The sequence below is a fragment of the Pseudomonas sp. ICMP 561 genome, from assembly GCF_002699985.1.
Lineage (GTDB): Bacteria > Pseudomonadota > Gammaproteobacteria > Pseudomonadales > Pseudomonadaceae > Aquipseudomonas > Aquipseudomonas quasicaspiana.
The window spans coordinates 149,597-175,509 of record NZ_LKBT01000070.1 but is presented as its reverse complement, the minus strand read 5'-3'; the positions used below and the strand labels follow the sequence as shown (position 1 = coordinate 175,509).

Annotated in this window: 17 protein-coding genes and 1 pseudogene; 12 read left to right on the top strand and 6 right to left on the bottom strand. The window is 54.3% G+C overall.

Translation table 11 applies throughout. The features are described from left to right. Window positions 1-51: 51 nt before the first annotated feature. Window positions 52-996, bottom strand: coding sequence for a choline ABC transporter substrate-binding protein (locus tag AO242_RS28845; RefSeq protein ID WP_099271363.1), 945 nt, complete (start codon window positions 994-996; stop codon window positions 52-54). A 194-nt stretch (window positions 997-1,190) separates the two neighbouring features. Between AO242_RS28845 and AO242_RS28840 the strand changes: the two genes are divergently transcribed. Beyond that, entirely contained in the window at window positions 1,191-2,135 is a 945-nt protein-coding gene (locus AO242_RS28840; RefSeq protein ID WP_099271438.1) for a GlxA family transcriptional regulator, read from the top strand. A 124-nt stretch (window positions 2,136-2,259) separates the two neighbouring features. Here the strand turns inward: AO242_RS28840 and AO242_RS28835 are convergent, their stop codons facing one another. Continuing rightward, window positions 2,260-2,730: an SMI1/KNR4 family protein gene (locus tag AO242_RS28835; RefSeq protein ID WP_099271362.1), complete on the bottom strand. Its 471-nt coding sequence runs from the start codon at window positions 2,728-2,730 to the stop codon at window positions 2,260-2,262. A 609-nt stretch (window positions 2,731-3,339) separates the two neighbouring features. Between AO242_RS28835 and AO242_RS28830 the strand changes: the two genes are divergently transcribed. The 6 genes from AO242_RS28830 to AO242_RS28805 all read left to right on the top strand — a co-directional run bounded on the left by AO242_RS28830 (window position 3,340) and on the right by AO242_RS28805 (window position 7,786). Next, window positions 3,340-4,188: a transporter substrate-binding domain-containing protein gene (locus AO242_RS28830; protein WP_099271361.1), complete on the top strand. Its 849-nt coding sequence runs from the start codon at window positions 3,340-3,342 to the stop codon at window positions 4,186-4,188. 51 nt (window positions 4,189-4,239) lie between these two features. Beyond that, window positions 4,240-4,902 carry an amino acid ABC transporter permease gene (locus AO242_RS28825; RefSeq protein ID WP_027900389.1) on the top strand — a complete coding sequence of 221 codons (663 nt, stop codon included), beginning with the start codon at window positions 4,240-4,242 and terminating at the stop codon, window positions 4,900-4,902. A gap of 8 nt (window positions 4,903-4,910) precedes the next feature. Beyond that, window positions 4,911-5,573, top strand: coding sequence for an amino acid ABC transporter permease (locus tag AO242_RS28820; protein ID WP_099271360.1), 663 nt, complete (start codon window positions 4,911-4,913; stop codon window positions 5,571-5,573). Beyond that, the gene (locus AO242_RS28815; RefSeq protein WP_099271359.1) at window positions 5,570-6,376 is read left to right on the top strand and encodes an amino acid ABC transporter ATP-binding protein; all 807 of its coding nucleotides are present in this window, start codon (window positions 5,570-5,572) and stop codon (window positions 6,374-6,376) included. The genes AO242_RS28820 and AO242_RS28815 overlap by 4 nt, the downstream gene beginning before the upstream one ends. Window positions 6,377-6,421: 45 nt before the next feature. Next, window positions 6,422-6,811, top strand: coding sequence for a RidA family protein (locus AO242_RS28810; RefSeq protein ID WP_099271358.1), 390 nt, complete (start codon window positions 6,422-6,424; stop codon window positions 6,809-6,811). Window positions 6,812-7,021: 210 nt separating this feature from the next. Continuing rightward, on the top strand, window positions 7,022-7,786 hold the full coding sequence (locus AO242_RS28805) for an IclR family transcriptional regulator (protein ID WP_099271437.1): 765 nt from the start codon (window positions 7,022-7,024) through the stop codon (window positions 7,784-7,786). A 114-nt stretch (window positions 7,787-7,900) separates the two neighbouring features. Here the strand turns inward: AO242_RS28805 and AO242_RS28800 are convergent, their stop codons facing one another. Together AO242_RS28800 and AO242_RS28795 are read right to left on the bottom strand one after the other, a co-directional pair. Continuing rightward, entirely contained in the window at window positions 7,901-8,872 is a 972-nt protein-coding gene (locus AO242_RS28800) for a carbon-nitrogen hydrolase family protein (RefSeq protein WP_099271357.1), read from the bottom strand. A 446-nt stretch (window positions 8,873-9,318) separates the two neighbouring features. Then, on the bottom strand, window positions 9,319-10,380 hold the full coding sequence (locus AO242_RS28795; RefSeq protein ID WP_099271356.1) for an SDR family oxidoreductase: 1,062 nt from the start codon (window positions 10,378-10,380) through the stop codon (window positions 9,319-9,321). Window positions 10,381-10,936: 556 nt separating this feature from the next. On the opposite strand from AO242_RS28795, the gene AO242_RS28790 reads away from it, so the two are divergent. From AO242_RS28790 to AO242_RS28775, 4 genes are all read left to right on the top strand, one after another. After that, window positions 10,937-12,391 (top strand): toxin-antitoxin system YwqK family antitoxin, encoded by a 1,455-nt coding sequence (locus AO242_RS28790; protein ID WP_099271355.1) that lies wholly within the window; start codon window positions 10,937-10,939, stop codon window positions 12,389-12,391. A 570-nt stretch (window positions 12,392-12,961) separates the two neighbouring features. Further along, the gene (locus AO242_RS28785) at window positions 12,962-14,737 is read left to right on the top strand and encodes a DUF262 domain-containing protein (protein ID WP_099271354.1); all 1,776 of its coding nucleotides are present in this window, start codon (window positions 12,962-12,964) and stop codon (window positions 14,735-14,737) included. Window positions 14,738-15,359: 622 nt separating this feature from the next. Then, entirely contained in the window at window positions 15,360-16,364 is a 1,005-nt protein-coding gene (locus AO242_RS28780) for a hypothetical protein (RefSeq protein WP_099271353.1), read from the top strand. A gap of 201 nt (window positions 16,365-16,565) precedes the next feature. Then, window positions 16,566-23,192 (top strand): DUF3320 domain-containing protein, encoded by a 6,627-nt coding sequence (locus AO242_RS28775; RefSeq protein WP_099271352.1) that lies wholly within the window; start codon window positions 16,566-16,568, stop codon window positions 23,190-23,192. Between the two features lie 713 nt (window positions 23,193-23,905). On the opposite strand, the gene sfnG is transcribed toward AO242_RS28775, so the two are convergent. Further along, the gene (gene sfnG / locus AO242_RS28770) at window positions 23,906-25,006 is read right to left on the bottom strand and encodes a dimethylsulfone monooxygenase SfnG (RefSeq protein WP_099271351.1); all 1,101 of its coding nucleotides are present in this window, start codon (window positions 25,004-25,006) and stop codon (window positions 23,906-23,908) included. Between the two features lie 238 nt (window positions 25,007-25,244). Between sfnG and AO242_RS28765 the strand changes: the two are divergent. After that, a pseudogene (locus AO242_RS28765) lies at window positions 25,245-25,376 on the top strand (monooxygenase); the annotation flags it as partial. 6 nt (window positions 25,377-25,382) lie between these two features. On the opposite strand, the gene AO242_RS28760 reads toward AO242_RS28765, so the two are convergent. Further along, the gene (locus AO242_RS28760) at window positions 25,383-25,787 is read right to left on the bottom strand and encodes a DUF2251 domain-containing protein (protein ID WP_099271350.1); all 405 of its coding nucleotides are present in this window, start codon (window positions 25,785-25,787) and stop codon (window positions 25,383-25,385) included. Window positions 25,788-25,913: the final 126 nt, after the last annotated feature.

Here is a 25,913-nt window from a genome sequence, read left to right as displayed (position 1 = left end):
GAGATGCCGTTCGCGGTCAGGGATGACCGCGAAACGGGGGTTCAAATCAGGTTATTTACTGCTCAATTGAAGGTTCGCCGCTGCCGGTTTACCGTCGAAGGTGGTGACGCCTTCCAGCCAGCGCGCCAGATCTTTCGGATTGTCCTTGAGCCACTGCCTGGCGGACTCGAGTGCGTCCTTGTGATCCAGTATCGGCTGCATCATCCGGCTCTCGTCCGCGGAAGTGAACGTCAGGTTGGTCAGCAATTTGTGCACGTTGGGGCACTGTTCGGCATAAGTCGGCGAAGTGACGGTCCACACGGTGGCCATGCCCTCGTTGGGTCCCAGAGCGCCGTCACTGCCGTTCAGGTACGTCATTTTCAAATTGACGTTCATCGGGTGCGGCGCCCAGCCGAAAAATACCACGGCTTCCTTACGACGCACGGCGCGGTCTACGGCGGCGAGCATGCCGGCTTCGCTGGATTCCACCAGCTGGAACTTGCCCAGGCCGAACTGGTTTTTGGCGATCATCGCCTTGATCTGCGTATTGGCGCCTGAACCCGGCTCGATGCCGTAAATCTTGCCGCCCAGCTCCTTCTCGAATCTGGCAATATCGGCAAAGGTCTTCAGGCCCTTTTCTGCAAGATAGTCAGGGACGGCGAGGGTGGCGCGGGCGTCTTCCAGACTTGGTTTGTCGAGGACCTTGACTGTCTTCGCCTCAACGAACGGGGTGATGGTCTGGGTCATCAGCGGATTCCAGTAGCCCAGGAACAGGTCCAGGCGCTGGTCGCGGATGCCTGCGAAGATGATCTGCTGGGAAGCGCTGGTCTGTTTGGTCTTGTAGCCGAGGCCGTCGAGCAACACTTGGGTCATGGCGCTGGTGGCGATGACATCGGTCCAGTTCACCACGCCCATGCGCACGTTCTGACAGGATGCGGCATCCGCTGCCATCACGTTGGAGCTCAAAATAGCGGTGACGCTGAGTGCAAGTACGTTACGGCTGATCAGTCGGTTCATGGTGGGGCCCTGGGCAGATTGTTATTATGGATTTCGGCGTCTTCGTGCGCCGTGAGATCAAGTTACGCGGCCTGACAGGCGACGAAGCGCACGGCGGCGACCGGCTTTTGCACTACGGCGACCTGCCACCCCTTGAATCCGCCCATAACCGGAAGTATCACAGCGTCACGATGCCGGTCCGACGAGAGCGCCACATGGCCCAGGATTTCTATTTTTTGTTGATGCCGGGCTTTTCGGCCATCGGCTTTATCTCCGCTCTGGAGCCGCTGCGGGTGGCCAACCGCTTTGGTGGCGAGCTATATCGCTGGCACGTCTTGAGCGCCGACGGCGGGGCGGTACTGGCGAGCAATGGCATGTCGGTGAACGCTGACGCGGCGCTGGTGCCGCTGGAAAAAGACACAACCTTGCTGGTGGTGGCCGGCTTTGAACCGCTGCAGTTCGTCACCCCGGCCCTGGAGCAGTGGCTGCGTCGGCTCGACCATGAAGGCGTGACCCTCGGTGCCATCGACACAGGTGCCTGCGTGCTCGCCAAAATCGGCTTGCTCGAAGGCTATCGACTGACCCTGCACTGGGAGGCCATCGACGCGTTTAAAGAATCCTATCCACGGCTCACCGTGACCCAAGAGCTGTTCGAGATCGACCGTCGTCGCATCACCTGCGCTGGGGGCACCGCGTCCATAGACCTGATGCTTGATCTGATCGCTCAGGCCCACGGCCCAGAGTTGGCGATTCAGGTGTCCGAACAATTCGTCCTTGGCCGCATCCGGCCGCGCAAAGACCACCAAAGGATGCAGATCGCCACGCGCTACGGCATCACCAACAAGAAACTGGTTCACGTGATCGGCGAGATGGAGCAGTACACCGAACCGCCCCTGAGCACGTTGGCGTTGGCCGATGCGATCAAAGTCACCCGACGCCAGCTGGAGCGCCTGTTTCGTCTGCATCTGAACGACACGCCGAGCAACTTCTATCTGGGCCTGCGCCTGGAGAAGGCTCGGCAACTGCTGCGTCAAAGTGGTCTGAGTGTGCTGGAAGTGAGCATCGCCTGCGGGTTTGAATCACCGTCGTATTTCACGCGCAGTTATCGAGCAAGGTTTTCGAAATGCCCGAGGGAGGATCGGAGGCGGGAGGTGGTTTGAATATCGTTCCTTCGAGCGATCCCTTTCCGATCGCGACCTGGCTTGGGTAATGCGGCAGGGAGCCTGGCTCAGGTTAACGTTGACAGCTATTTCGGCGGTAATCCGCGGGCCAGGCTCATTACAGTCAAAGATCTTTGATAGCGTTTCTAACAGTGGACAGGAAAAAGTCTTCGTAGCTTTCGAAGATTATCTTTTTGCTGGCTTCTCTTTTGAATGATAGCTCTGTTTCTATTATTGGATGTTCGCCAGAACCGCTGCTGATTGATGTGTCTATGGAGTAGATTGGTCCATATCCAGACGACTGGATGACAATCATTTGTGAATCAGCATCGCCTTGCGAGCGAGCGCTCATTGTCGCAAACAATACGCTGGGTATGGAGTCCGCCTCCAATCCACTTTTTGTGATGCCGTAATAGGTATCACCGCCGAACGATAATGCGCCAAATCTCTTGAGAAAAAGCTTGTACGAGAAAGGAAAAGCTAAACCCATTTCTTTCTCGAAAGCCAGGATCAGGCTTTCATTCGCGCTTCCGGCGCATATCAACTCTTCTCCACTTGCGTTTATTTCAGATTCAATAAGGTCCAGGTAATTCATGCGTGCCTCTTGGAAAGTCAGTGCTCGTTATTCTCAATAGTTTTCAAGTATTGGAAGATAACGCGATTCATGCTTTAGGTCGCACTGGCGCGGAGCATTCTACTGCCATTGGCGATTTGTTTAGCCACGTCAAAGGCCGCTTAACCTGTTCTCACGGCGGCCGTCTCAGGCGCTCTAGGGGCCTGTTTGCCACACTTGCGATCAGCAACCGCTTTGAACCTAAGGTTGGTTCGGTCTTGCCGGTTTTCTAGAACCTCTCATCCGCTGCCTGTATGACAGGATCCGCTTGCTTGGATTTTGGCCCGAGCGAGCCTGCTCGAGAAGCCGGTCGCACTTTCGACAACTGACCCCAGCGAACGCCGCACAAATGAGCACATCCGCACCCAATATGAACACACTCCCCATTTACCGTAGCGATTGGTAGCGGTTCCCGATGTGCACTTGCGTCACCCCGATTTTCACAATTTCTCCCATCCCTCTGATTCAAAACACTTTTCAATCCCTCGCTGCATTCTCCTTATGGCCGATGGCACGCTTTCTGCTGTTCATTCCGTTGTTACATGCCACGTTCCACTATAGCGGAACGAACATCATCCTGGAGTGCTTGCCATGCATCGCCGACCTTCCTTGTTTAAAGCGTGTGTTTTTCTCTGTGCGGCTTCGGCTGCTGCCATGGGCGTGGCCCAGGCGGCGGATAGCAAGCTCGATAGCGTGCTGGCCCGCGGGAAATTGATCGTGGGGACGGGCAGTACCAATGCGCCGTGGCACTTTCAGGGTGCGGATGGCAAGTTGCAGGGTTTTGATATCGACATCGGGCACATGATTGCCAAGGGTTTGTTCAACGACCCGAGCAAGGTCGAGTACGTGGTGCAGTCCTCCGATGCGCGGATTCCCAATCTGCTGACTGACAAGGTCGACATCAGTTGCCAGTTCATCACCGTGACCGCCAGCCGTGCGCAGCAGGTGGCGTTCACGCTGCCTTACTACCGTGAAGGGGTCGGCCTGCTGCTGCCCGCCAAAAGCAAGTACAAGGAAATCGAAGACCTGAAAGCGGCCGGTGACGAGGTGATCGTGGCTGTGTTGCAGAACGTGTACGCCGAAGAACTGGTGCATCAGGCGCTGCCGAAAGCCAAGGTCGATCAATACGACAGCGTGGACTTGATGTACCAGGCCGTGAACTCCGGCCGTGCCGATGCCGCGGCCACCGATCAATCGTCGGTGAAATACCTGATGGTGCAGAACCCGGGACGCTATCGCAGCCCGACCTACGCCTGGAGTCCGCAAACCTACGCCTGTGCGGTCAAACGCGGCGATCAGGACTGGCTGAACTTCGTCAACACCACCTTGCATGAAGCCATGACCGGCGTTGAGTTCCCGGCCTACGCGGCGTCCTTCAAGCAGTGGTTCGGTGTGGACCTGCCTACGCCAGCTATCGGTTTCCCTGTTGAATTTAAATGATCCCGAGAGAGCGGGGCGGTGATGAGTCGCCCCGTTCAAGGTACTGCTGACATGAACTATCAGTTGAACTTTGCCGCCGTGTGGCGCGATTTCGATACCTTGCTGGCGGGGCTCGGACTGGGCCTGGAGCTGGCGCTGGTGTCGATCGCCATCGGTTGCGTGATCGGCCTGATGATGGCGTTCGCTTTGCTGTCAAAGCATCGCGCGTTGCGGGTGCTGGCGTCGATATATGTGACGGTGGTTCGTAACACGCCGATTCTGGTGTTGATCCTGTTGATTTACTTTGCTTTGCCAGGCCTCGGGATTCGTCTGGATAAAATCCCGTCGTTCATCATTACTCTGTCGCTGTACGCCGGAGCGTATCTGACCGAGGTGTTCCGTGGCGGTCTGTTGAGCATTCCCAAGGGCCAGCGTGAAGCCGGACTTGCCATCGGTCTCGGCGAATGGCAAGTCAAAGCCTACGTCACCGTCCCAGTGATGCTGCGCAACGTGCTGCCAGCTCTGTCGAACAATTTCATTTCGCTGTTCAAGGACACGTCACTGGCGGCTGCGATTGCCGTGCCGGAGCTGACCTATTACGCGCGCAAGATCAATGTCGAGAGCTACCGGGTGATTGAAACCTGGATGGTGACCACGGCGCTCTATGTTGCGGCCTGTTACCTCATTGCCATGGTGCTGCGTTATTTCGAGCAGCGTCTGGCGATCCGCCGATAGGAGGTCCCATGTACGAATCCCCCAGTTGGTTGCATGAGTTGTGGGTTGCCCGCGAAGTACTGTGGCAAGGCTTTTTAACCAGTGTGCAAGTGTCGGCACTGGCGATTTTGCTGGGCACGATGGTAGGTATTGTCGCCGGCCTGGTGCTGACCTACGGCAATGTCTGGATGCGTGCGCCGTTCCGTTTATACGTGGACATCATTCGCGGCACGCCGGTGTTTGTACTCGTGTTGGCCTGCTTCTATATGGCTCCGACACTGGGCTGGCAGATCAGCGCATTTCAGGCTGGCGCATTGGGGCTGACCCTGTTCTGCGGCTCACATGTCGCCGAAATCGTGCGCGGTGCATTGCAAGCATTGCCAAGCGGTCAGATGGAAGCGAGCAAGGCGATCGGTCTGACGTTTTATCAATCCCTCGGCTACGTGCTTTTACCTCAGGCGATGCGGCAGATTTTGCCGACCTGGGTCAACTCGTCCACCGAGATCGTCAAGGCTTCAACGCTGTTGTCAGTGATCGGTGTCGCCGAGTTGCTGCTAAGTACCCAACAGATCATCGCCCGGACGTTCATGACGCTTGAGTTTTACCTGTTCGCCGGATTTCTGTTTTTCGTCATCAACTACGCCATCGAATTACTCGGCCGGCACATTGAAAAGCGGGTGGCCTTGCCATGACTCAACCTTCGCTCTCTAACGTAAAAGACCCTCAACACGGCCAGGCGCTGCTGGACATTCGCGGTCTTCACAAACAATACGGCAAGCTCGAAGTGCTCAAGGGCGTCGACCTGACCATGCAACGCGGCAACGTGGTTACGTTGATCGGTTCCAGCGGTTCGGGCAAGACCACGCTGCTGCGTTGCGTGAACATGCTTGAAGAGTTCCAGGGCGGGCAGATCGTGCTCGATGGCGAGTCCATCGGCTATGACGAAGTCAACGGCAAGCGCGTCCGGCACTCAGATAAAGTCATTGCCCGCCACCGCGCGATGACCGGCATGGCGTTCCAGCAGTTCAACCTGTTCCCGCACCTAACGGCGCTGCAAAACGTCACGCTGGGTCTGTTGAAGGTGAAGAAACTGCACAAGGATCAAGCCGTGGCCCTGGCCGAGAAATGGCTGGAGCGCGTCGGCTTGCTGGAGCGCCGCGATCACTTTCCCGGCCAGCTGTCCGGCGGCCAGCAACAGCGTGTGGCGATCGCCCGGGCGATTGCGATGAACCCGAGCCTGATGCTGTTCGACGAAGTTACTTCGGCCCTTGACCCGGAACTGGTCGGTGAAGTACTGAGCGTGATCAAGGGTCTGGCAGACGAGGGCATGACCATGCTGCTCGTGACCCACGAAATGCGATTCGCTTTCGAGGTTTCGGACAAGATCGTTTTCATGAATCAGGGGCGTATCGAAGAGCAGGGGCCACCCAAGGAGTTGTTCGAACGTCCGCAATCACCGCGTCTGGCCGAGTTTCTAAAGAACACGCGGTTCTGATTTTATTCAAAACCATTCTTCACATTTCAAACAGGAAAAACATTCATGAGCATTACTCGTTACGGCACCGGCAGCTCCGCCGCTGGCGGTACGCCTCGTCCTTTTGCACGCGCCGTTGAAGCCGATGGCTGGCTGCACGTTTCTGGCCAGGTGCCTGCAGTAGAGGGCGAGATCATTTTGGGTGGTATCGTCGAGCAGACCCACCAGACCATGAAGAACCTGATCGCGATTCTCGAAGAGGCCGGTTATGGCCTCGAAGATGTGGTGCGTGCCGGTGTATGGTTGGAAGATCCAAGGGATTTCACGAGTTTCAACAAGGTATTCTCGGAGTACTTTAAAAGTGAGCATGCGCCGGCACGGGCTTGTGTGCAGGCGAACATGATGGTCGATTGCAAGGTTGAAATCGACTGCATCGCTTACAAGAAAAAGGCCTGAACACTGCGCTCGTTTTGGTAGGAGCAGCAGGCTGGTTGCTGTTGGAGCGAGGCTTGCCCGCGAAGAACGATGACGCAGTAGGGCTGACTTACCGCCTTGTCTTATTCGCGGGCGAGCCTCGCCAGCAGATCCATGTGTGCTGCGCGACAGCGCGGCGCCTGGACGACGAGGGCGCTTCTACAGGACGAATTTGATTGGGAAAACACCGACATGACCGAAGACACCATCAAGCGCCGGGCACGCGGTCTGGACCGGGCGTTCGATATCCTCGATTTCCTCAAGGAAATCGGCCAGCCGTTGCGTCCGAATGAAATCGCCAGCGGCATCGGCAGCCCCAAGTCCACGGTCTACGAACTGGTAGCCTCGCTGCTGGAGCGGCGCATCCTTGAACCGGTTGGCAAGGAGGGTCACGTCTACCTCGGTCGTCAGCTTTACTTCCTCGGACAAGCGCATTTGCGTCATTTCGACCTGACCCGCGAGGCCGATCATGCCCTGCAGGAAATCGTCAGCCAAACACATGAAACCGCGCAGATGTGTCTGCTCAACGGGCGCAAATACACAGTGGCTCTGATGAAGGAGGGCGAGCGGCATTTTCGCATCTCCTCGGACATCGGTGAAAACGCTCCGATCCCGTGGACCGCGTCCGGGCGCCTGTTGCTGGCGCATTTGAGCGACCAGGCAATCATCGACTTGATCGACCACGATGACTTCATCCTGCCCAACGGCGAGCGATTGCCGCTGGAGCAGTTTCTGGGTGAGATCCGTCAAGCGGGCATTGATGGCTTCTTCTCCTTCGATAGCGTCGCCGACACCTTCACCCATTGCTTCGCCGCGCCGGTCAAAAACCCGAACGGCATCGCCATCGCGACCCTGTGCATCGTCGCGCCACGTGCCGATGCGAAGAGCAATTATGACCAATATCGCCGGGTACTGATCGACAGCGCCAATAGCCTTGGCCGGCGTATCAACGAATAACCGCGGCTGTCTGCGCTCGCAAAAAAGCCCGCTAAGGCGGGCTTGTCTTGTGGGGTATTAACAGAATGTCGCGTAAAGCAGGACTCCCGCTTGCCTTGCTTGTTTTAGCTCACATCAATCCTCAAACGTCACAACATTTTGACGGCGCCGGTCAACGACAAGTCGCGTCACGTCTGGTCGGGAATAATGCCCAACCTGATCAAGGTTCTGCCGCTCGCGGCGTACTTCATTACGGTCCAGCGTCGCGACCAACAAGCACTCTTCACCGACGGCGGGTGGAATGACCCAGTCACCATTTGGTGCAGCAATACATGAGCCGCCGTTTGCGAGGATCTCTGGGCAATTTGCGAGGATCAAGTCCAGGTGCGGCGTATCGGATGGAAAATCTTCACGCCGCATCAGCGCCGATACCGAGATGGTGAAGCAACGCCCCTCTTTGGCGATGAAGCGAGTGATGTCGTCGGTATTGCGCAGGTTGCCGGGCCATAGAGCGACATGCAGATCTTCGCCTTGGGCATACAGTGCGGCACGCGAGAGGGGCATCCAGTTTTCAAAGCAGTTGAGACCGCCGACGGTAAATGACCCGACCGGGTGGACTTGCAAACCATGCCCGTCACCCGGTGACCATGTCAGGCGTTCTTCGTAAGTAGGCATCAACTTGCGATGTACTGAACCAATCACGCCATCGGCGCCGATATGAACCCGCGAACAATACACGCTGTAGCCGCCACGATCTGCTGCCCGCTCTATACAACCCAGCATGACAGCGATGTTGTGTTTGGCAGCGGCAGCACAGACGGCATCCAGATGCCCGGCCTCAATCTGTACTGCCTGCTTTAGGTAGTAAGCGTGGATATCTTTTTGTATCGAGCAGTTGAAGCGCGCTCCATCGGCCAGTTCCAGCCAGAAAGGATAGCCGGGCAATAGGGCTTCGCCGAACGTGACGAACTGGCACTGTTGCTCTGCAGCACGTCCGATGTAATCAACTATTTTCTCAAGCGTTGCTTCACGGTTAAGCCAGATGGGCGCAATCTGTGCCAGCCCAACAGTTAATAGATCCGGATTTTGAGTGTGACTGGATGACATCGGTTATTTCCTTAATGAAGTAAAGCAACTCGCACGCGAGAGAGATTCGCTTGATAAATAATTCACCCGGGGTGGGAGGTTGTTAGTACAAGATAATACTGTGGTGCTCAGGGGGGAGTTGCTCTCGCCTGTTTAGTGATCCAGGTTTAAATGGATATGTAAATTCTGAAGGTGCTAATTGAGCATCGATCAGTTATTAACAAACTGTTTGATATCTGGCAGTGCAACAGTTGCTATGGAGTTACTGTCTACGAGCATATCCTACCCGGTGCAGCGGCAGGTGCCAGCCCCCCACAAATCAAATGCGCAAGATTATGCAAGTCTCCGATCAAGGCGGAATCGGTGGGCGTGCCGCTGATGTAGTGGAGTCGCGGCTGACCAAATTTGGGAGAGATTGAAAAGGGGCCACGAAGGCCCCTTTTCAAGATATGCGTTTTTGAAACGACTTAAGGTATCAAGCGCATCTCGCGTAGTTTGTCGAACACGTCGAAAAAGGCTTGATCGCTTGCTTGGTGAGCAGTGAAGCCCAATGCACGGCTTTTCGACATGTCCGTTACAACTTCGATGGGGCGACCGAGGTCTGCATCGGTATGCCATGGGGATATCAGGCGACCAATATCGGATTCTTTCAGGCCATGCTCTGCGACTATCTGCGTCCATACGGCCTGGTCTTCGGCCATTTGCTCCTCAAGGGGAGAAAGTGAAGCGGGATAATCGGCAGCAGACAAGTCGAAGTATTCGGCGATCCTGCTCCACATCCATTTCCAGCGGAACACATCGCCATTAGTGATGTTGAATGCCTGATTGGCCGCAGCCGGTGTGGTGGCCGCCCAAAGCTGTTGTTTCGCCAACTGCCGTGCGTCCGTCATATCGGTGAGGCTGTCCCACTGAACTCTTGATCCGGGAAACACAAAAGAGCGATTGGTTTTTTTACAAATCGACGCATAGACGGCGAGGGTGGTTGCCATGTTCATCGCGTTGCCTACGGCAACCCCGGTGACGGTGTGCGGGCGATGAACGCTCCAGCTGAGGCCGTCTTTCTCGGCAGCGGCGAAGAGTTCGTCTTCCTGGGCGTAGTAGAAATTTTCGACATCCAGCCGACCCTGTTCCTCGCGGAACGGTGTTTGCGGAAGGCTACCTTTACCATACGCCTCGAATGGGCCGAGGTAGTGTTTCAGCCCGGTAACCAGTGCTACGTGCTTAACGCTTTTTGCTGGGCGAATCGCGGCGAGTACGTTACGTACCATGGCGGCATTAACGCGAATGTTCTCGGCTTCCGTAGCTTGCCTTGACCATGTGGTAATGAATACGTGAGTGGGCTTCAAATCCGCCAGCGCATGTTCCAGCGAAGCAGGATCCTGAAGATCTGCCGCGACAGGGATCACGCCTTGCACTTGCGACGGGTTCCTCGATAACGCGGCGACCTGCCAGTTGTTTTCGATCAGTAACTGCGTGATAGCGCTGCCGACAATGCCGCTGGCGCCCACAACCAAAGCTGTCTGGGTCATAGTTTTCTCCTGGATTTAGGTTTGGGAGTCCTTATGAGCAGCAGAGGTTCAACCTGAATTGGATTCGCATTGGTGGTATGGGGCTGACGAGGAGATCATCTGAATCCACGTGGCATGGTCATAGACGCGGCATCTGAAGCCAAGGGTATTAGGAGAAGTGGTCAGATTACGCTCGTTCTACTGCATTGTGGCCATAGTGCGGATATCTCGCCCTCAACATCCCCACACATCTTTTTTGGCTCCATATATTCAAGCTGGAAGACCACGCGACACCCGCACATGGTTCAAGCCGGGAGGTATTTGAGAGGGATATGGTCGCGCTGCATCGTGTCGTGCTTAAGCCCAAACCCTGAAGTCCGCTCAGCAAAAGTCTGTAGGCCTGGGATCCCCCTTTCGCTCACGCAACACGTACTTACTGGCATCTGTCCTCAAGGTTTCGCCTTCACTGACGTTAAGGGTGGTACGCAGAGTTCCAACAGAACCAAGGCTGCGCAAACACGGGCTACACACGCCCATCGCGGTCATTGGGCCGTCGCATACCAAACAGGAGTTTCAGGTGAGATTTATCGCAGGTAGAGCTTTCGCGTTTGGTGCCATTGGATTGGCCACCTTCATGCTTACAGGCTGCAATGCAGAGATTGACGCTCGTCAAACTCAAGAAATACAAGGCCTGCTGTATAAGATCCATGCCACTGATCCGTTCACTGGTCGTGTCACGAATTACCCAATTTCAGTTCTAGGCCTCTTCAACGTGGGCACATGCACTGTTGACTTCAAAAAAGGGCTTCCTGACGGCGACATGAAGTGTGCGGACAACGCTGGCACTGTCGTTGGTACTGGTGAGTTCAAAGGCGGTAAGAAGGACGGAAAGGTCGAGCGCTTCGATCCCAAGACCACTAAGAAGGTGGTCGTTGAGCATTGGAAAAATGGCCGCCAAGATGGCGTTCAGGAGCAGTACGATGCCCAAACCGGCGAGAAAACCCTTGAAGTAAATTACACCGATGGCCGCAAAGACGGCCGTGAGCGTGCCTGGGATAGTGCAGGTAAGGAAAAAATCGCAGACCTTGAATGGAAAAATGGTTTGCAAAGTGGGTTTGACAACCGGGGCACCCAGCATCGCAATTACTTAAACGGTAAAAAGCAAGGCTTGCAGAAGGAGTACGGCCTCGACGGCAATCGCTGGTACTTGGCCACTGAGAATAATTACGACAACGATGTGATGGATGGCGTCCAGAAGCAAATGGATGCCCGAGGCAACGTCACAGAGCTGAGTGTCTTCGACCACGACAAGATCCGCTCGCGCACCTTCGATAAATACACCTACGGCGGAGAGCATGTCCACCACTACACGGGTCTCGCCATCACTCCTGATGCAAACCGATACATGGCAAGCGACCTCAGCAAGGATGGCGCTGAACAATACTGGGATGATCAAGGCCATTTGGTTCGTGAGCTGCAATGGAGCAAAGGCGTCTTGGAGAGCGCCGTTGCCACGGTGTGGGCCGGCAACACGCAAGACAGCCAGTTTAAAGGTATTGGGATCAGCACAACGCTACCTACCCAGAGCGTGGTCAAGCATGGGCAGGAGAGGGTGTTCAGCGATAAAGGCGAGCTGCAGACCGTGATCTTTTGGAGCAACGGTAAGCCAACCCAGATCCTTGCAGCCCTGGCTCCGCGCCTTAGCGCTCAGTATCCGGGGAAAATGGCTCTAGTAGATGATGACCAGTACAGAAACGGCGTCACCAGCATTCCCGATTTTGAAGTGCCTAGTCGTTTCTCAGGAGAGGGTATGCGCGGAGAAAACCTTCAGCTCGTTAATATCCCAGCCCCTGGTAATGCATCTGCTATTGGGGCCGTATTCGCATCTCCAGAGCCTACAGTTGCGATACCAGTTATAAGCGGGGAGTCGGACACCTGTGTCCAGTTGAAGGTCGACGCGGTTCACGAAGAAGATCCTGACGCACTGATCCGTGCGGACATGCTCGAAGAGTTTGAGCAGGACTGTAAGTAATCGAGGTGCTCGGATTCAGGGCTACAGCTGTTTCGTTGCTAAGGAGCCAAAGGTTGTGGCAATGGAAATTTGCCACAACCCTAGCTGTTAGGGCCGCAGCTGACAATCCGAAGAAACCTGATCTAAGAATAATCACCTCCTAGATGTATCTGTAGGAACATGGCTGGGTGGGTCAATCTCAAGGAAGGGTAAATGGTTAGCATATGAACGCTCAATGCATTACTAGATTGGCGCCTGCTGGTCTATAGGTGGTGGGTAGAGCTGGAGATTCCCTTAGCCTTGTGATGACGATTTGATATCATCAATCTGCGGGAATAACTCCGTGGTTTCAGAGATGTCAGGGTGCTCTCATGACTCTGGTATTTGCACTAGGTGCAAACGCAGGGCCAGTCCCCTACGTCGTCGCGTTTGCGCCAAGAGAATTTAACCGCAGGTGGGCAAAGGCAAAAAGCTGTTCAGTTCCAGCTGCGATCCTCTCGGCCCAAAGATCCTCTAACCCGCCAGCCATAGCTCCCAAATCTCGACAACCGCGCTGCGGTGTCATGGATCGACCAATAAGGAAATGTCGCAGTGAGTACACAATCTCTTGAACAATTTTTCACCGGGAAAACGCTTTTCATACCGGCCTATCAGCGAGATTATGCTTGGACGCGCCCGAACGTTGACGATCTTTTTGAGGACATTGAAGAGGCGATAGAGCTTGGTGGCGGCCACTACTTAGGAACATTTATTCTTTGCCAGCCTGACAAAAAAGGCCCAGTCAATGTCGTTGACGGACAGCAACGGCTGACGACGCTCACATTGCTATTGAATGCACTCATAAACTGCGTCAAAGATGAAAGCATTCGCAGCTTCTACTACAGCACCTACTTATGCCATCCAGTTCACGGCTCTAAATTTGTGGTGCAAGGGGAAAACCAAGAATTTTTTGAGCAGTTGCTGAAAGGCGAATCTCCAGCTCCCATCTCTGACGGCCAGATACGGCTCCAAGAGGCTGATCAGTGGATCCGTGAAAGGGTCAATTCGATCGCCACCAAAGGTGGAGATGCTGTACTTAAAGAATGGTTGTTAAACATTGGTACGCTCGAGGTTTTAGAATTTACCGAAAGCAATGAAGGTAAGGCCATCCGGATGTTCCAGTCAGTCAATGACAGGGGGGTGCCACTGGCGAAGATGGATATTGCCAAAAGCTTACTAATTTACTACTCCAATCGATTTTTGGATGGTGAGCTCGACACTATGGTAGCGGAGAAATTCGGCCATGCATTCAGGTGCTTCAGTAGGCTCAAGTCTTTAGCAGCAGAAGTCGGCTACCAAATACGCGTGATTAATCGTGATCCGTTCCGCGAAGACGACATATTTCGTTATCACTACCTTGCGTTTGATGGTCAGCCCTTCCAAGCCCAGGCGGGGTTAGATTACAACGCGTCGTCAGAAACTGTCTTGGAGCATTTCTTGAAGCCCTCGCTTAAGGGGATGCGTACTGACCCAGCTCGGCTACGCGACTTCATTACCGCGTACGTGAAGGATTTGGCGGATTTCTTCGAGGGGTTGATGCAGCTCGTCAAGGGCACTCGAGAGCGTCGCGATCTTTATATGTTGTTCGTTATCCAGGATGTCTCCACTACTCTCTATCCTCTCCTGACCCGCTTGCAGCTCCAAGGTAGACTTGATTTCAAAATTCCTGGTCACCTAGGGAGGAGTCTTCTGCAGCTCATTGAGGTTACTGATCTTCGGGTCTACAAAATTCAAGGCACTAACCCACAAGCGGCAGTCGCACACCTTGTCCGCAGGCTTGCGCAGGCCGATATCAAGGAAATTGCGGACGAACTCATGAACGTTTGCCAACGATTTATGCCATGTGCAAAATTCGAAGGACGCTTGGTTGAGGATATGTACGGTAACGCTGGCACTCTGCGGATTCTGCTGGCCCAAGAAGAAGGTGCGAGGAAGGATCTCGGACGTGCGGTTTATGCGATCGACGAGCTAGCGAGTTTGATTGCCGACGGAGTGACGATCGAGCACATCATCCCCCAGCAGCCGTCATTCGGAGTCAAACCGTACGGTTTCCATAGTGAAGAGTCTTACTACGACAACGTTCACTTGATTGGCAACCTGTTGATGCTCGAAACCAAAATAAACAGTGCCTGCAGCAATAATTCACCTGAAGCGAAGATCACCAACGAAAAGCTTTATCGAAAGTCTAAATTCCAATCCGTACGTGCCTTGGCCGCCTCTCGAACGGGTGAAAGCCAAGCTTTCAACAAAAAAGGTATTGTAGGACGTAGCGCTGATATTGCTGCTTTTGCGGTACAGCACTGGCCGTTGACCCCAATGGAAGGGTGACACAGGCTATGTGGATCGCCGTGAGTCAATGAAAGGTGAGACACCAACCTGAGGCTAGGAGAACCTGAGGTTGGTCTTTCGGCTGCTAAGGTACTGGTCAATCAGGTAATTCTACTGATTTCTTCCGATCCCTTATTGAGGAGTGCGCAATTAGGGGCATTTTCAGACTCTGCAGGTGGTAGACCGCCTCGTCCATGCTGATCTCACGTAGAAGGGTGTCGCTCATCAGAGCGGACCCTCTTGCTCACCGTCCAAGCTATTTCTTTCTGGGTTTTCCAGCATCATCGCGTTTGTCGCGCACTTGCCCATCTTGGTTTCTAGAGCGGGGTTGTACTCCGCCCCCCGGTTTTGGAACGGTAACGTTTGGATTAAGAGGCCGTCTGTCAGTCATGCTGTCGTCCTTGTATGTCTGGGAGTTAACAATCGAACAGCCAACCCTAGCCTGTACGTCGTTTAGCGCAGAGGGCGCTGGCTAAAAGTGTAGAGGGCCTGTCAGCAAACGAAGGCTTCAAGCGAAGGTATTCATGGCAGTACGTGTCAGTAGCGATTAAAGTGCCATTATCAGCCTTAGCGCCTTTATGGCGGTTCGCATGCAGAGCAAATTGAGTCGAGGGATTGAAGGATGAGTTGGAAAGGGACGTTGCGGTCGATGCAGGCATCAGCTCGGCGCTCAGAGCGTAATTCTCAGCGCCGTCAGCGGGAGCTTCAGAAGCGTCAAGCGCAGTACGCGAAAATGGAAGCGCTGGAGCAGGCTGCTTACGAGGTCGAGGTTTACGACAATCAGATCGAGGTTTTGCTGTCTGTTCATAAGGAGTGTGGCGATGAAATCGATTGGTCATCCTTTATCAATCGGGTTGAGCCTGCCGAACCAGCAGCAACTGATGATGCTGAAGTCGAGGCCAAAAACCGGGAGCAGGCCTACACACCTAATTTCTTCGCCAAACTATTCAAGTTGGAAGGTCGCCAGCGTAAAAAACTACTCGATGATATCGAGATCGCCAAGCGCCAAGATAAAGACCGATTCGTCCAAGAAACTAGAGACTGGCAATCTGCTCATCAAGACTGGCTAGAAGAGTACAGTTTGGCATCCAGGGTCATTGCCGGTGACTTTCAGGCAAAGCTCGATGCCATCAAACTACTGGATCCGTTCTCAGACATAGCCCACTTGGGAACCTTGATTGGCTTTTCCATCGGTACCTCTGGCATCGTCGAAGCGACGTTGAACGTCCACGGCTCACATGTCATTCCGTCAGAAATGAAATCGCTGCTGCAGAGCGGCAAGCTTTCCAGCAAAAAAATGCCTGTCGGTAAATACAACGAGCTCTTGCAGGACTACATCTGTAGCTGTGTGATGAGGGTTGGCCGGGAGTTGCTTTCGTTGCTTCCAGACGACATCGTGGTGGTGACAGCTGTTGACGCACTGTTGAATCCGGCGACTGGTCATGTCGAAGACTTACCTGTTCTGAGCGTCGTTTTTTCCGCGCAAACGCTGGAACGATTGAATCTAGATTCCTTGGATCCTTCAGAAGCGATGAAAAACTTCCTTCATAACATGGTCTTCAAGAAGACCACGGGCTTCTCGCCAGTTCAGCGGGTCTCTCCACCGCACGCCCGAGTCGGCGGCTGAAGTCGGAATTACTCGATTCGGTTTTGATGTCTCCGGGCCACGCGGCTCTGGGCGGCCTTTGGTCGAATTGATCAGGACTGCGCGTTGTATCCCGTTTAGGATGGCGACATATTATTGGCGGTACTTGCAACGCACACCTGCTCTGAATGGAGTCGCTACGCGCTGTCATACGCTATCTTTTTGTAGTACCGGAGAAGGCACATGGACGACGCTGTAGAGTCGGTCGTTGAGGCAGAAGCTATCAAGACCATTCGTATCCAGAGCACGATAGTTTCCAAACTAAACCTCGCGGACTTCCAGAATGCGGTACCGGTCATCCGTGAGTTACGGGTGATCAACGAAACCGACGAAAAGCATTCAGATGTAACCTTAACCCTCACGTCCCTCCCTGAAGCGTTCAGACCTAGGAGTTGGCGGATTGATGCGCTAATCCCGGGCGCGTTCATGCCGGTACCGGGGTTAGACCTTATTCTGGACGGGGCATTGCTGGGGCGGCTCACTGAAGCTGAGAACGCGACGGTTACGTTCGTTCTAACCAAGGCACAGCCGTCAGCAGAGCAGCGTACTGTTGAGCTGGCCAGGCAAGAAATCTCACTGGAATTGCTACCCCGTAATCAGTGGGGCGGTCTGTCGCATCTTCCCGACATGACAGCTGCCTTCGTTCAACCCAATGATCTTGCGGTAGACCGTCTACTCAAACAGGCGGCCGATCTGCTTCGTAAAAGTGAAAGAAGTTCATCTCTGGATGGTTACAGCGGTGGTACGCAGCGAGCGTGGGAATTGGCTTCCGCGATCTGGGCAGCAGTTGCTCGCATGAATCTTCACTACGCATTGCCACCTGCCAGTTTCGAACTGTCGGGGCAAAAGGTTCGCAGTCCTAGTCAGATCACTGACAGCGGTCTAGCCACCTGTTTCGACCTGGCTATGTTTTTCAGTGCGGCTTTGGAGCAAGCAGGACTAAATCCTGTGGTGGTGTTCACTGAAGGCCATGCATTTGCCGGGCTTTGGCTTAAAGCTGAGGAGTTCACGACCACGGTTGTGGACGACATCACCTCGCTACGTAAACGCATGAAGCTCAAAGAGCTGGTGTTGTTTGAAACCACCCTCGTGACGCAGCACCCTGTGCCTTCATTCACCTACGCGACAGAGCGGGGCGCGCAGCAACTCGCAGAAGACCAAGACGAAAAATTCCATATGCTTTTGGATATTCGCCGTGCTCGACTGCAGCGAATCAAACCACTGGCAAGTGCGGAGTCTCAATTCGCTAAGCAGCAGATTGATGCAGCATTAGAAGCGGGTACCGAGCTGTCGGTCGAAGACGCGCCGTCTCTGCCGGATGACCGGATCGTTAATGCGGATCTCGCGTCACTTGATCCTAAAGATCGCTTGGGTCGCTGGCAGCGTAAGCTGTTGGATTTGTCTCTGCGCAACAATTTGCTCAATTTCAAACAGGGTAAAAAATCGCTGAAGTTTGAGGCGCCAGATCCAGCCGCGCTAGAGGATATTCTCGGGGGCGGACAGGCAATAAAACTGCTCACACGCCCGGATTTGATGGACGGTGCCGATCCACGGGATCAAGCCCTTTACGAGGCCCGCGAACGTGAAGACGTTCGCCGATTGCATGCGTTGGACGCGCTCAAACGGCGTGAGGTTTTTGTAGCGCTGCCTACTTTAGATATGGATAGCCGACTGACCGAACTGTATCGAGGCGCTCGCACGGCTCTTCAAGAAGGTGGATCCAACACCCTTTATCTTGCCTTGGGTTTTCTCTCTTGGGGACGAGATGACAAGGGCGGTCAAAAATACCGGGCACCCCTGATACTCATTCCTGTGAGCCTTGAGCGTAAAAGTGCGCGTTCTGGCTTCAGCATCGTTTTGCATGATGAAGAGCCTCTTTTCAATCCAACGCTGGTTGAAATGCTTCGTCAGGATTTTGAGCTGAACCTTGGCAATCTTGAGGGCGAGCTTCCTCGCGATGCTTCTGGCCTAGATATCGAAACCATTTGGAAAACGGTCGCGCACGCAATCAAGGACATCCCTGGCTGGGAGGTTAACGAGGATGTTGTGCTGTCGATGTTTTCGTTTGCCAAGTACCTGATGTGGAAAGACCTCGCCGAAAACGCCGACAAGCTTCGTGAAAGTCCAGTGGTCAGGCACTTGCTTGATACGCCAAGAGAAGCTTTCCCATCAGGTATAAACTTTCCGGAAGATCGACAGCTCGACACCCTGTTCAACCCTCGGGAAGTGTTCTGTCCGTTGCCGGCTGATTCTTCCCAGCTTTCTGCCGTCATGGCTGCATCGAAGGGCAAGGATTTCGTCCTCATTGGCCCTCCAGGTACCGGCAAGAGCCAGACGATTGCAAACCTAATTGCTCAGTCCATCGCGCAGGGTAAGCGCGTACTGTTCGTTTCCGAAAAAATCGCCGCGCTGGATGTCGTTTATCGCCGCCTACTTGAAATTGGGCTCGGCGAGTTTTGCCTTGAGGTTCACTCAAGCAAGGCCAAAAAAACCGACGTGCTAGCTCAACTTCAATCAGCTTGGGATGCGAAGGGCTTGACAGATTCAGCGATATGGCACGCTGAAGCTGATCGCTTACAAGCGTTGCGTGACGGGCTGAATATTTACGTCGAGCGCCTCCATAAGCGCTATCAGAATGAGTACAGTATCTTTCATGCAATCGGTCTGGTGTGTAGCGCACGGGATGTGGTTACCATCAATCTATCGTGGGCATCGCCGCATGCTCACAGCCGTGAAGACCTTATAGCGTTTCGCGAGTTGGCAGATCGACTTGAGGTGAATGCCCAGGCTCTGGGATATGGTGCATTAGCCACTCACCCATTAGGCGCAGTGACGCAAGGTGAATGGTCACCTTCATGGCAGCAGCAGCTCATACAGTCCGCTCGCGAAGTGATTCCTGCTGCACAAGCGGGTATGCGCGCCGCAGAGACGTTTGTGCGGGCAGCAGGGCTGCCGCTAGGATCGCTTTCAAATGCTGGGCGCAATGGGCTAACAGCATTGTCCGAACTGCTACCAATGGCTGCCGGGCACGATTGGCGATTTGTTCTGCGCCCAGATGCACGTGTCATCGCGCAGCGGCTACAAGAGGGTTGTTTGCTTGTAGATCAACACCGCAAGATAAATCTGGGTCTTACCCCATCCTGGTCGACCTCAGCGCTCAGCTCTGCCGAGGTAGGTCTGTCGCTGCTTTCTCAGCGCGCCCAATTCATTGCTGAACTGAGCTCCCCTTGGTCATCTGAAACACTTGCGTGCCTCGCGAAAGCGAGTGAAGTACTAAAAGATATCCAGAGTCTTAAGGCGCAATTATCAGCTCAATATGGCGAAGCGGTTGAGCAGCTGAATGTCCGGGAACTGCTGAGTGAATGGCAGCAGGCTGAGAAATCGTTTTGGCCAAAATCCTGGTTAGGCACCAAGCGCGTTACTGCAGCCTTGGCAGCAACAGTTAGCGACGATCGCGAACCAGACGTGGTCAAGGATCTCTGTGCATGGATCGAGATTCGCGAGCTTCGGGAAAGCTTGGAAGCGTTGCAACCCGGCGATGCAATACCTGTCTGGGCTGGCATTGAATCAAACCCAAGTCATATAGATGGCGCCGTCCGCATTCAATTGGCGCTGACGTCAGTGCTGGCAAACGGCGTGTGGACAGACAGTGATTTGGAAGATGTCGCAGGCGGTGAATGCGGCGACGATCTGAAAGAAGACCTTGTTCGGCTAAGAGCTATCAGCCGTCTGGATATAGAACTTTCGCCTCTAGCTGATCTCGGCCCTTCAATCGACGATCTATGGCAAGGTTTGTCGTCAAAAACCGAGCTTCTTAAGGCTGCTATCGCCTACCAGCGAGATCGTCATGCTGTACCAGACTCCGGACGGTTGAAGGACGAGCATGCGCTTGTTGCTCAAGGCCTTTGTGGGCCGCTGATGCAAACTGATCTGAAAGCACTGCAGAGAAGGGCTGAGCTTGAGAGAACGCTCGTTGATTTTGACGATCTGCGCGAGCTGAGTGCTGGCGTTTGGTCTGGGATCAAAACCAAGCTTGACGTGGCAGCGTCGGCAGCATCATTTCAAAGCCGGCTCGCTTCTGCGATCGCCTTATTGGCAACGACGCCTGAGCAAATCACGGCCTACAAGACTTCGCTTCATCAATTGTTAGGCGACGCTAACGCACTGCTTGAGCCCGAAGGGCTAATCGCGCAGGCGGGTTTGCAACTCAGGGAATCGTTCAAGGTTATCCATCAGCTTGTCAGCTCAACGGCAGCCTTGGGACACTTTACCGATGATGGGCAGGCTGCCATCCACGATATCGACTTGGAGTCCCTGATCCAGCGATGCGAAGCCATTGTGCGCTCCGAGCATGGCCTTCGTGCATGGTGTGCGTGGTGCAAAGTCCGCGACCAGGCCATGGCTGCGGGGTTGTCACACTTAGTCGCCGCCATGGAGGCTGGTCATATCCAGCCGGGTGAGGTGCGCAAAGCATTTGAAACGGACTACGCTCGTTGGTGGCTCAATGCAGTGGTGGATAACGAGCCTATCATTCGAAGCTTTGTCAGTGTGGAGCATGAGCAGCGCATTCGTGATTTCAGAGCGCTGGATGATCGCTTCACTGCCTTGACACGTGATTGGCTACGCGCACGTTTGTGTGCTGATCTGCCGAATCCTGAAAGCATCAGTAAATCATCAGAGTGGGGTGTGCTGCGCCATGAGATGAGCAAAAAAACTCGCCACCTCCCGCTTCGTGAATTGATGTCTCGAATCCCGGAGGCGCTCACCAAGCTGACACCTTGCCTGCTGATGAGTCCTCTTTCGATTGCACAGTATCTGGCAGCAGGCGCGAGCGCTTTTGACTTGGTGATTTTCGACGAAGCGTCCCAAATCCCCGTATGGGATGCCGTTGGTGCCATGGCCAGAGGTCGTCAGGTTGTGATGGTCGGAGATCCGAAGCAGCTCCCACCGACCTCATTCTTTGATCGTGCCGAGTCAACGGCCGATGACGAAGAAGTTGAGGCCGATCTAGAAAGCATTCTCGACGAATGCATCAGCGCGAATTTACCAACACGTCATTTGAATTGGCACTACCGCAGCCGTCACGAAAGCCTAATCGCGTTCTCTAACCAGAAATATTACGATTCCAAACTCGTTACCTTTCCATCTCCTGTGACCACTGACCGGGCAGTAAAGCTGCGAGCCATTGCTGGGGTGTACGAGAAAGGTGGTTCCAGAACAAATCCCATTGAAGCGCGGGCTTTGGTCGCCGATGTCGTCGCGCGGTTACGTTCGCCGGGATTTCGTGAGAGCAAGTTAACCATCGGCGTCGTTACTTTTAACGGAGAGCAGCAGAAGCTGATCGAGGATTTGCTCGACGACGCACGCAGGAAAGAACCGGCGCTTGAAGCGTATTTTGCGGATAGCCAGATTGAGCCGCTATTCGTTAAAAACCTTGAAAGCGTACAAGGCGATGAGCGGGACATCATCTACTTCTCGATCACCTATGGTCGTGATGCCGCAGGTGTTGTTTCCATGAACTTCGGCCCATTGAACAGGCAGGGTGGTGAGCGTCGACTGAACGTTGCCGTCACGCGTGCGCGTCATGAGCTGTGTGTATTCGCCAGCCTGAAACCCGAGCAGATGGATCTGGCGAGGACACAAGCTATCGGTGTACGCGACCTAAAGCACTTCCTTGAATTTGCGGAGCGGGGGACTCGTGCGTTGGCCGAAGCGACTCCTGGCAGTCTGGGAGGTTTTGATAGCCCGTTTGAAGAAGCGGTGTCCGCTGCCTTGGTTAAAAAGGGCTGGCAGGTTCACACACAAGTTGGGGTTTCATCATTCCGTATTGACCTGGGTGTCGTCGATCCTGATGCTCCCGGGCGCTACCTTTCTGGAGTGGAGTGCGACGGAGCGACCTACCACCGGAGCGCCACCGCTCGTGACCGCGACAAGCTACGAGAGTATGTCTTACGCGGCCTGGGTTGGGAGATTTTGCGTATATGGTCGACTGATTGGTGGATCGACGCAGCAGGAACGGCAGAGCGCATTCACACTCGCCTCAATGATCTTCTCGCTGCCAGCCGCGCGCGAAGAGCTGAGCAAGAAGCAGCTGAAGAAGCTGCTCGCTTGCTAGCGAGTACTGTGGTAGAGGTCGTAGAAATCGTTGAGTCCGTAACCGCAGTGGTTGAACCCGTCGAAACTGAAGTTGTTCTCCAGACGCCGCACGTTGATGAGCCTCAGCCAGAAAAGGTGTATGCGGGTGTAGCCGTAAGCCTTCCTGTCATGTCGGCATCCGCTATGACGTCAGTCACGACGATCACGGTTTATAGAAAGTCAAACCCTGCTGTGGCCGTTGAAGGCGTAGATCCTGATTCATTTTTTGATGAAAGCTATGCGCAAACCTTGATGGCAATGATTGCTCACGTCATCTCCGAAGAGGGGCCGATTCTGGAGACGAATCTGGCTCGGCGTATTGCTCGCGCTCACGGCTGGGTTCGGACTGGGTCAAAAATTGGTGACAGGGTCGCCAGCGTTGCTCGACTCCATCATCGCTTCACAGCTGAGGACATCGGTGAGTTTTACTGGCCCGCCGGACTTTCTAACGTCAACGCTGTATTTCGGCGCCCCAGTGACGAGGAGAGCATTCGCCCGGCGGATGAAATCAGTCTGGTGGAGCTTGCTGCGCTGGCCAATGAGCTGAGAGCTACGGGGAGGGTAGGTGATGAAGACCTTCTCTACGCGATGTCCCGAGAGTTAGGGTTTCAGAAGCTGACGGCGTCCAGTCGAACACGGCTGGAGAAGGCTTTGGCGTTCTCCGGCGCAGAGTAGGTAGGTGGCTACGAGAAACGGCAGGGAGACACTTCTTGCTCGCAGCTTGGGGCCTTTACTAATTGCGGCCCCAAGCAAACATCACGAACTGGAGGGCGAGTCAAAGCCATGCCCACGCAATAAGGTCTATTCCCCACATCCGACTTGACCGATCGTCACACTACCGCATATTGGATTGCTGAGCAGTGAGTGTAGACGTTAAATGGTATGCGGTACGCGACACTGGTCACTGGACGGTTAGTCTAGGCTAGCCGACAGGAATGCAGGGTAAATCATGAATTTCAACGCGACACAGGTTCTTGGGAAATTGTCATAGGATCGTGAAAATGGACACTTATGAACATATCTAACCTAGCACTTAATTTAACATAATATACATTATGCGTACCCACGTGTTTACCCTTGAGGGTCGTTACTGGACAGATTTAGAGCCTACTAGCGGCGTCTCCTGCTTTCAGCTTGGCGATGCTTGCCACTACATGCTTGAATGCCGCCCGACAAACTTGTCTCACCAGTTGACGGAGAAATCGCACTGATTATCTGGAGCTTTGATAAAGCTCAAAGGAAACGTGACCGAGCCGCAAGCGCGAAGCTTCTAGCTCAGATCATGACAGCACCCGTTGGAGCTACCTGGATAGAGATCGCAAACCGTGAACATCTGTGGCGCCACCAACAGCTGCCGTAAATCTCAAAGTCCACGGCAGCCGGCAGCATCATGCGGGGACGCTTGCACCCTGTTCCTGCCTGGAAGCTTCCAGTTCGCGGACCAACGGCAACACGCGCTCGCCGAAGTAAGAGACTTCCTCCTGGAAATGCAGGAATGCCGACAGCACCAAATCCACACCCACTGACTTCAACTCCACGATGCGCTCGGCAATCTGCTGCGGCGTACCAATCAGGTTGGTCTTGAAACCGTCGTTGTATTGCACGAGGTCCTGAAAGGTCGATTTGGCCCAGTTTCCCTCACCTTCGGGGCTGGCCTTGCCGGCCTGTCTGGCTGCATCACCAAACGCATTGACCGCTTCCGGGTCAGCCTTGTCGATAATCTCGGCCAATACCGCGCGCGCCTCTTCTTCGGTGTCCCGCGCAATGATGAAAGCATTGACGCCGACCTTCACTGAATGCCCGTTTTTCGCCGCCTTGGCACGAATGTCATCGACCTGAGCCTTGATTCCTTCCACGGTATTACCGTTGGTGAAATACCAGTCGGAGACCCGCGCCGCCATGTCCCGGGCGGCCCGTGAACTGCCGCCCTGGAAGATTTCCGGATGAGGCTGCTGGATAGGCTTGGGCTTGAGGTTGTAATCATGAAAGCGATAGAAATCGCCTTTGAAGGTGAAGTTTTCAGTGGTCCAGATGCCCTTGAGGGCGCGAATAAATTCCTCGGAGCGGCGATAGCGCTCGTCGTGCTCCAGCCAGTGCTCGCCGATAGCCGTGAACTCACCCTTGAACCACCCGCTGACAATGTTAACTGCCACCCGACCGGCCGTGAGCTGATCGATGGTCGCCAGTTGCTTGGCGGCCAGCACAGGATTCCACGGCCCTGGCAAGATCGCTGCAATGACCTTCAGCTTTTCAGTGGCAGCCAGCAGCGCATGGCTGAAAGCGACTGACTCATGCTGGAACTCGGCACCGTAACCTGCAGTGAAGCGGATCTGGGTCAAGGCGTACTCGAAACCGGATTGCTCGGCAATTTGCGCCAGTTTGCGGTTGTAATCGATGGTCCAGTTGGTGCGCTGTTCGATTTTGCTGACGACCAGGCCGCCGCTGACATTGGGCACCCAGTAGGCAAATTTGATGGGCTGCTGACTCATGGAGAACTCCTCGGTTGGAAACCCCGAACGTCATTGCATCCGGGATCGACTTTCTTCACCGGAGCAGCAAACATGCCATTGCCATAAGTCAATCCAGATCAAGCACTTACGTATAACTCACAAAACATCGTGCTGTACTGTTTGCTGACAAGCTGTTGAGCAACTGTCTGCCAGGCAACAGATGCATTTCGGGCCTCCCGAAAAGGTCTATTGAAATCAATATACAGCCGCAAACCCACTGTCCCCTGGAACCGATTACGAAACCCTGGCCAAGAGCTTTCGGCCGATTTTTCGTGAGATAAGCGCGGGTAACGTGGGGCGCGAGATAGCCCGCACCCTGCCCTATGAGCCGATTGCCTGGCTAAGTGAGATTTTCTTACGCAAACAGATCAAGGACGCTCTCATCCCATTCATGCCCGCTCTCGGACCAGCCATTGCCCGTCTGCGGTGGAAAGCCTGATCTGCAGTATCCCTGCCTGGCAGCGAAATCAAACACTGCATGGGGATAATCATTAATCAGGAGTACCGCCTTGCTGTGATCGATCGACCAGCCGATTTTGACAACCGATGGCTTGTCGCGGTCAGAAACATCAGCGACGTTGTATATATGCATCGCATCGCGAATCGGGTTATCGGCAGCCGAAGTATCCAGTGCATAGAAATAACCTGTGTAACCATCATCTTCAAAAACCACGACGAAAGAGCCATCTGCTGCGGGAGCTTCCAGAACCAGAGCCTGGCCGACTTTGAGTTCATTTTCAGCAGCTAGATAAATTGGCATCCTGGCAATCCCCGACCTTTTTGGCTATTAAATGCTGTAGGTTACAGACAACCGCAGCATAAATTAATTGCCATATCCGCGAATCAACCGGCTTATGGCCCACAGCTTCGCACCAGAAGCCATAGA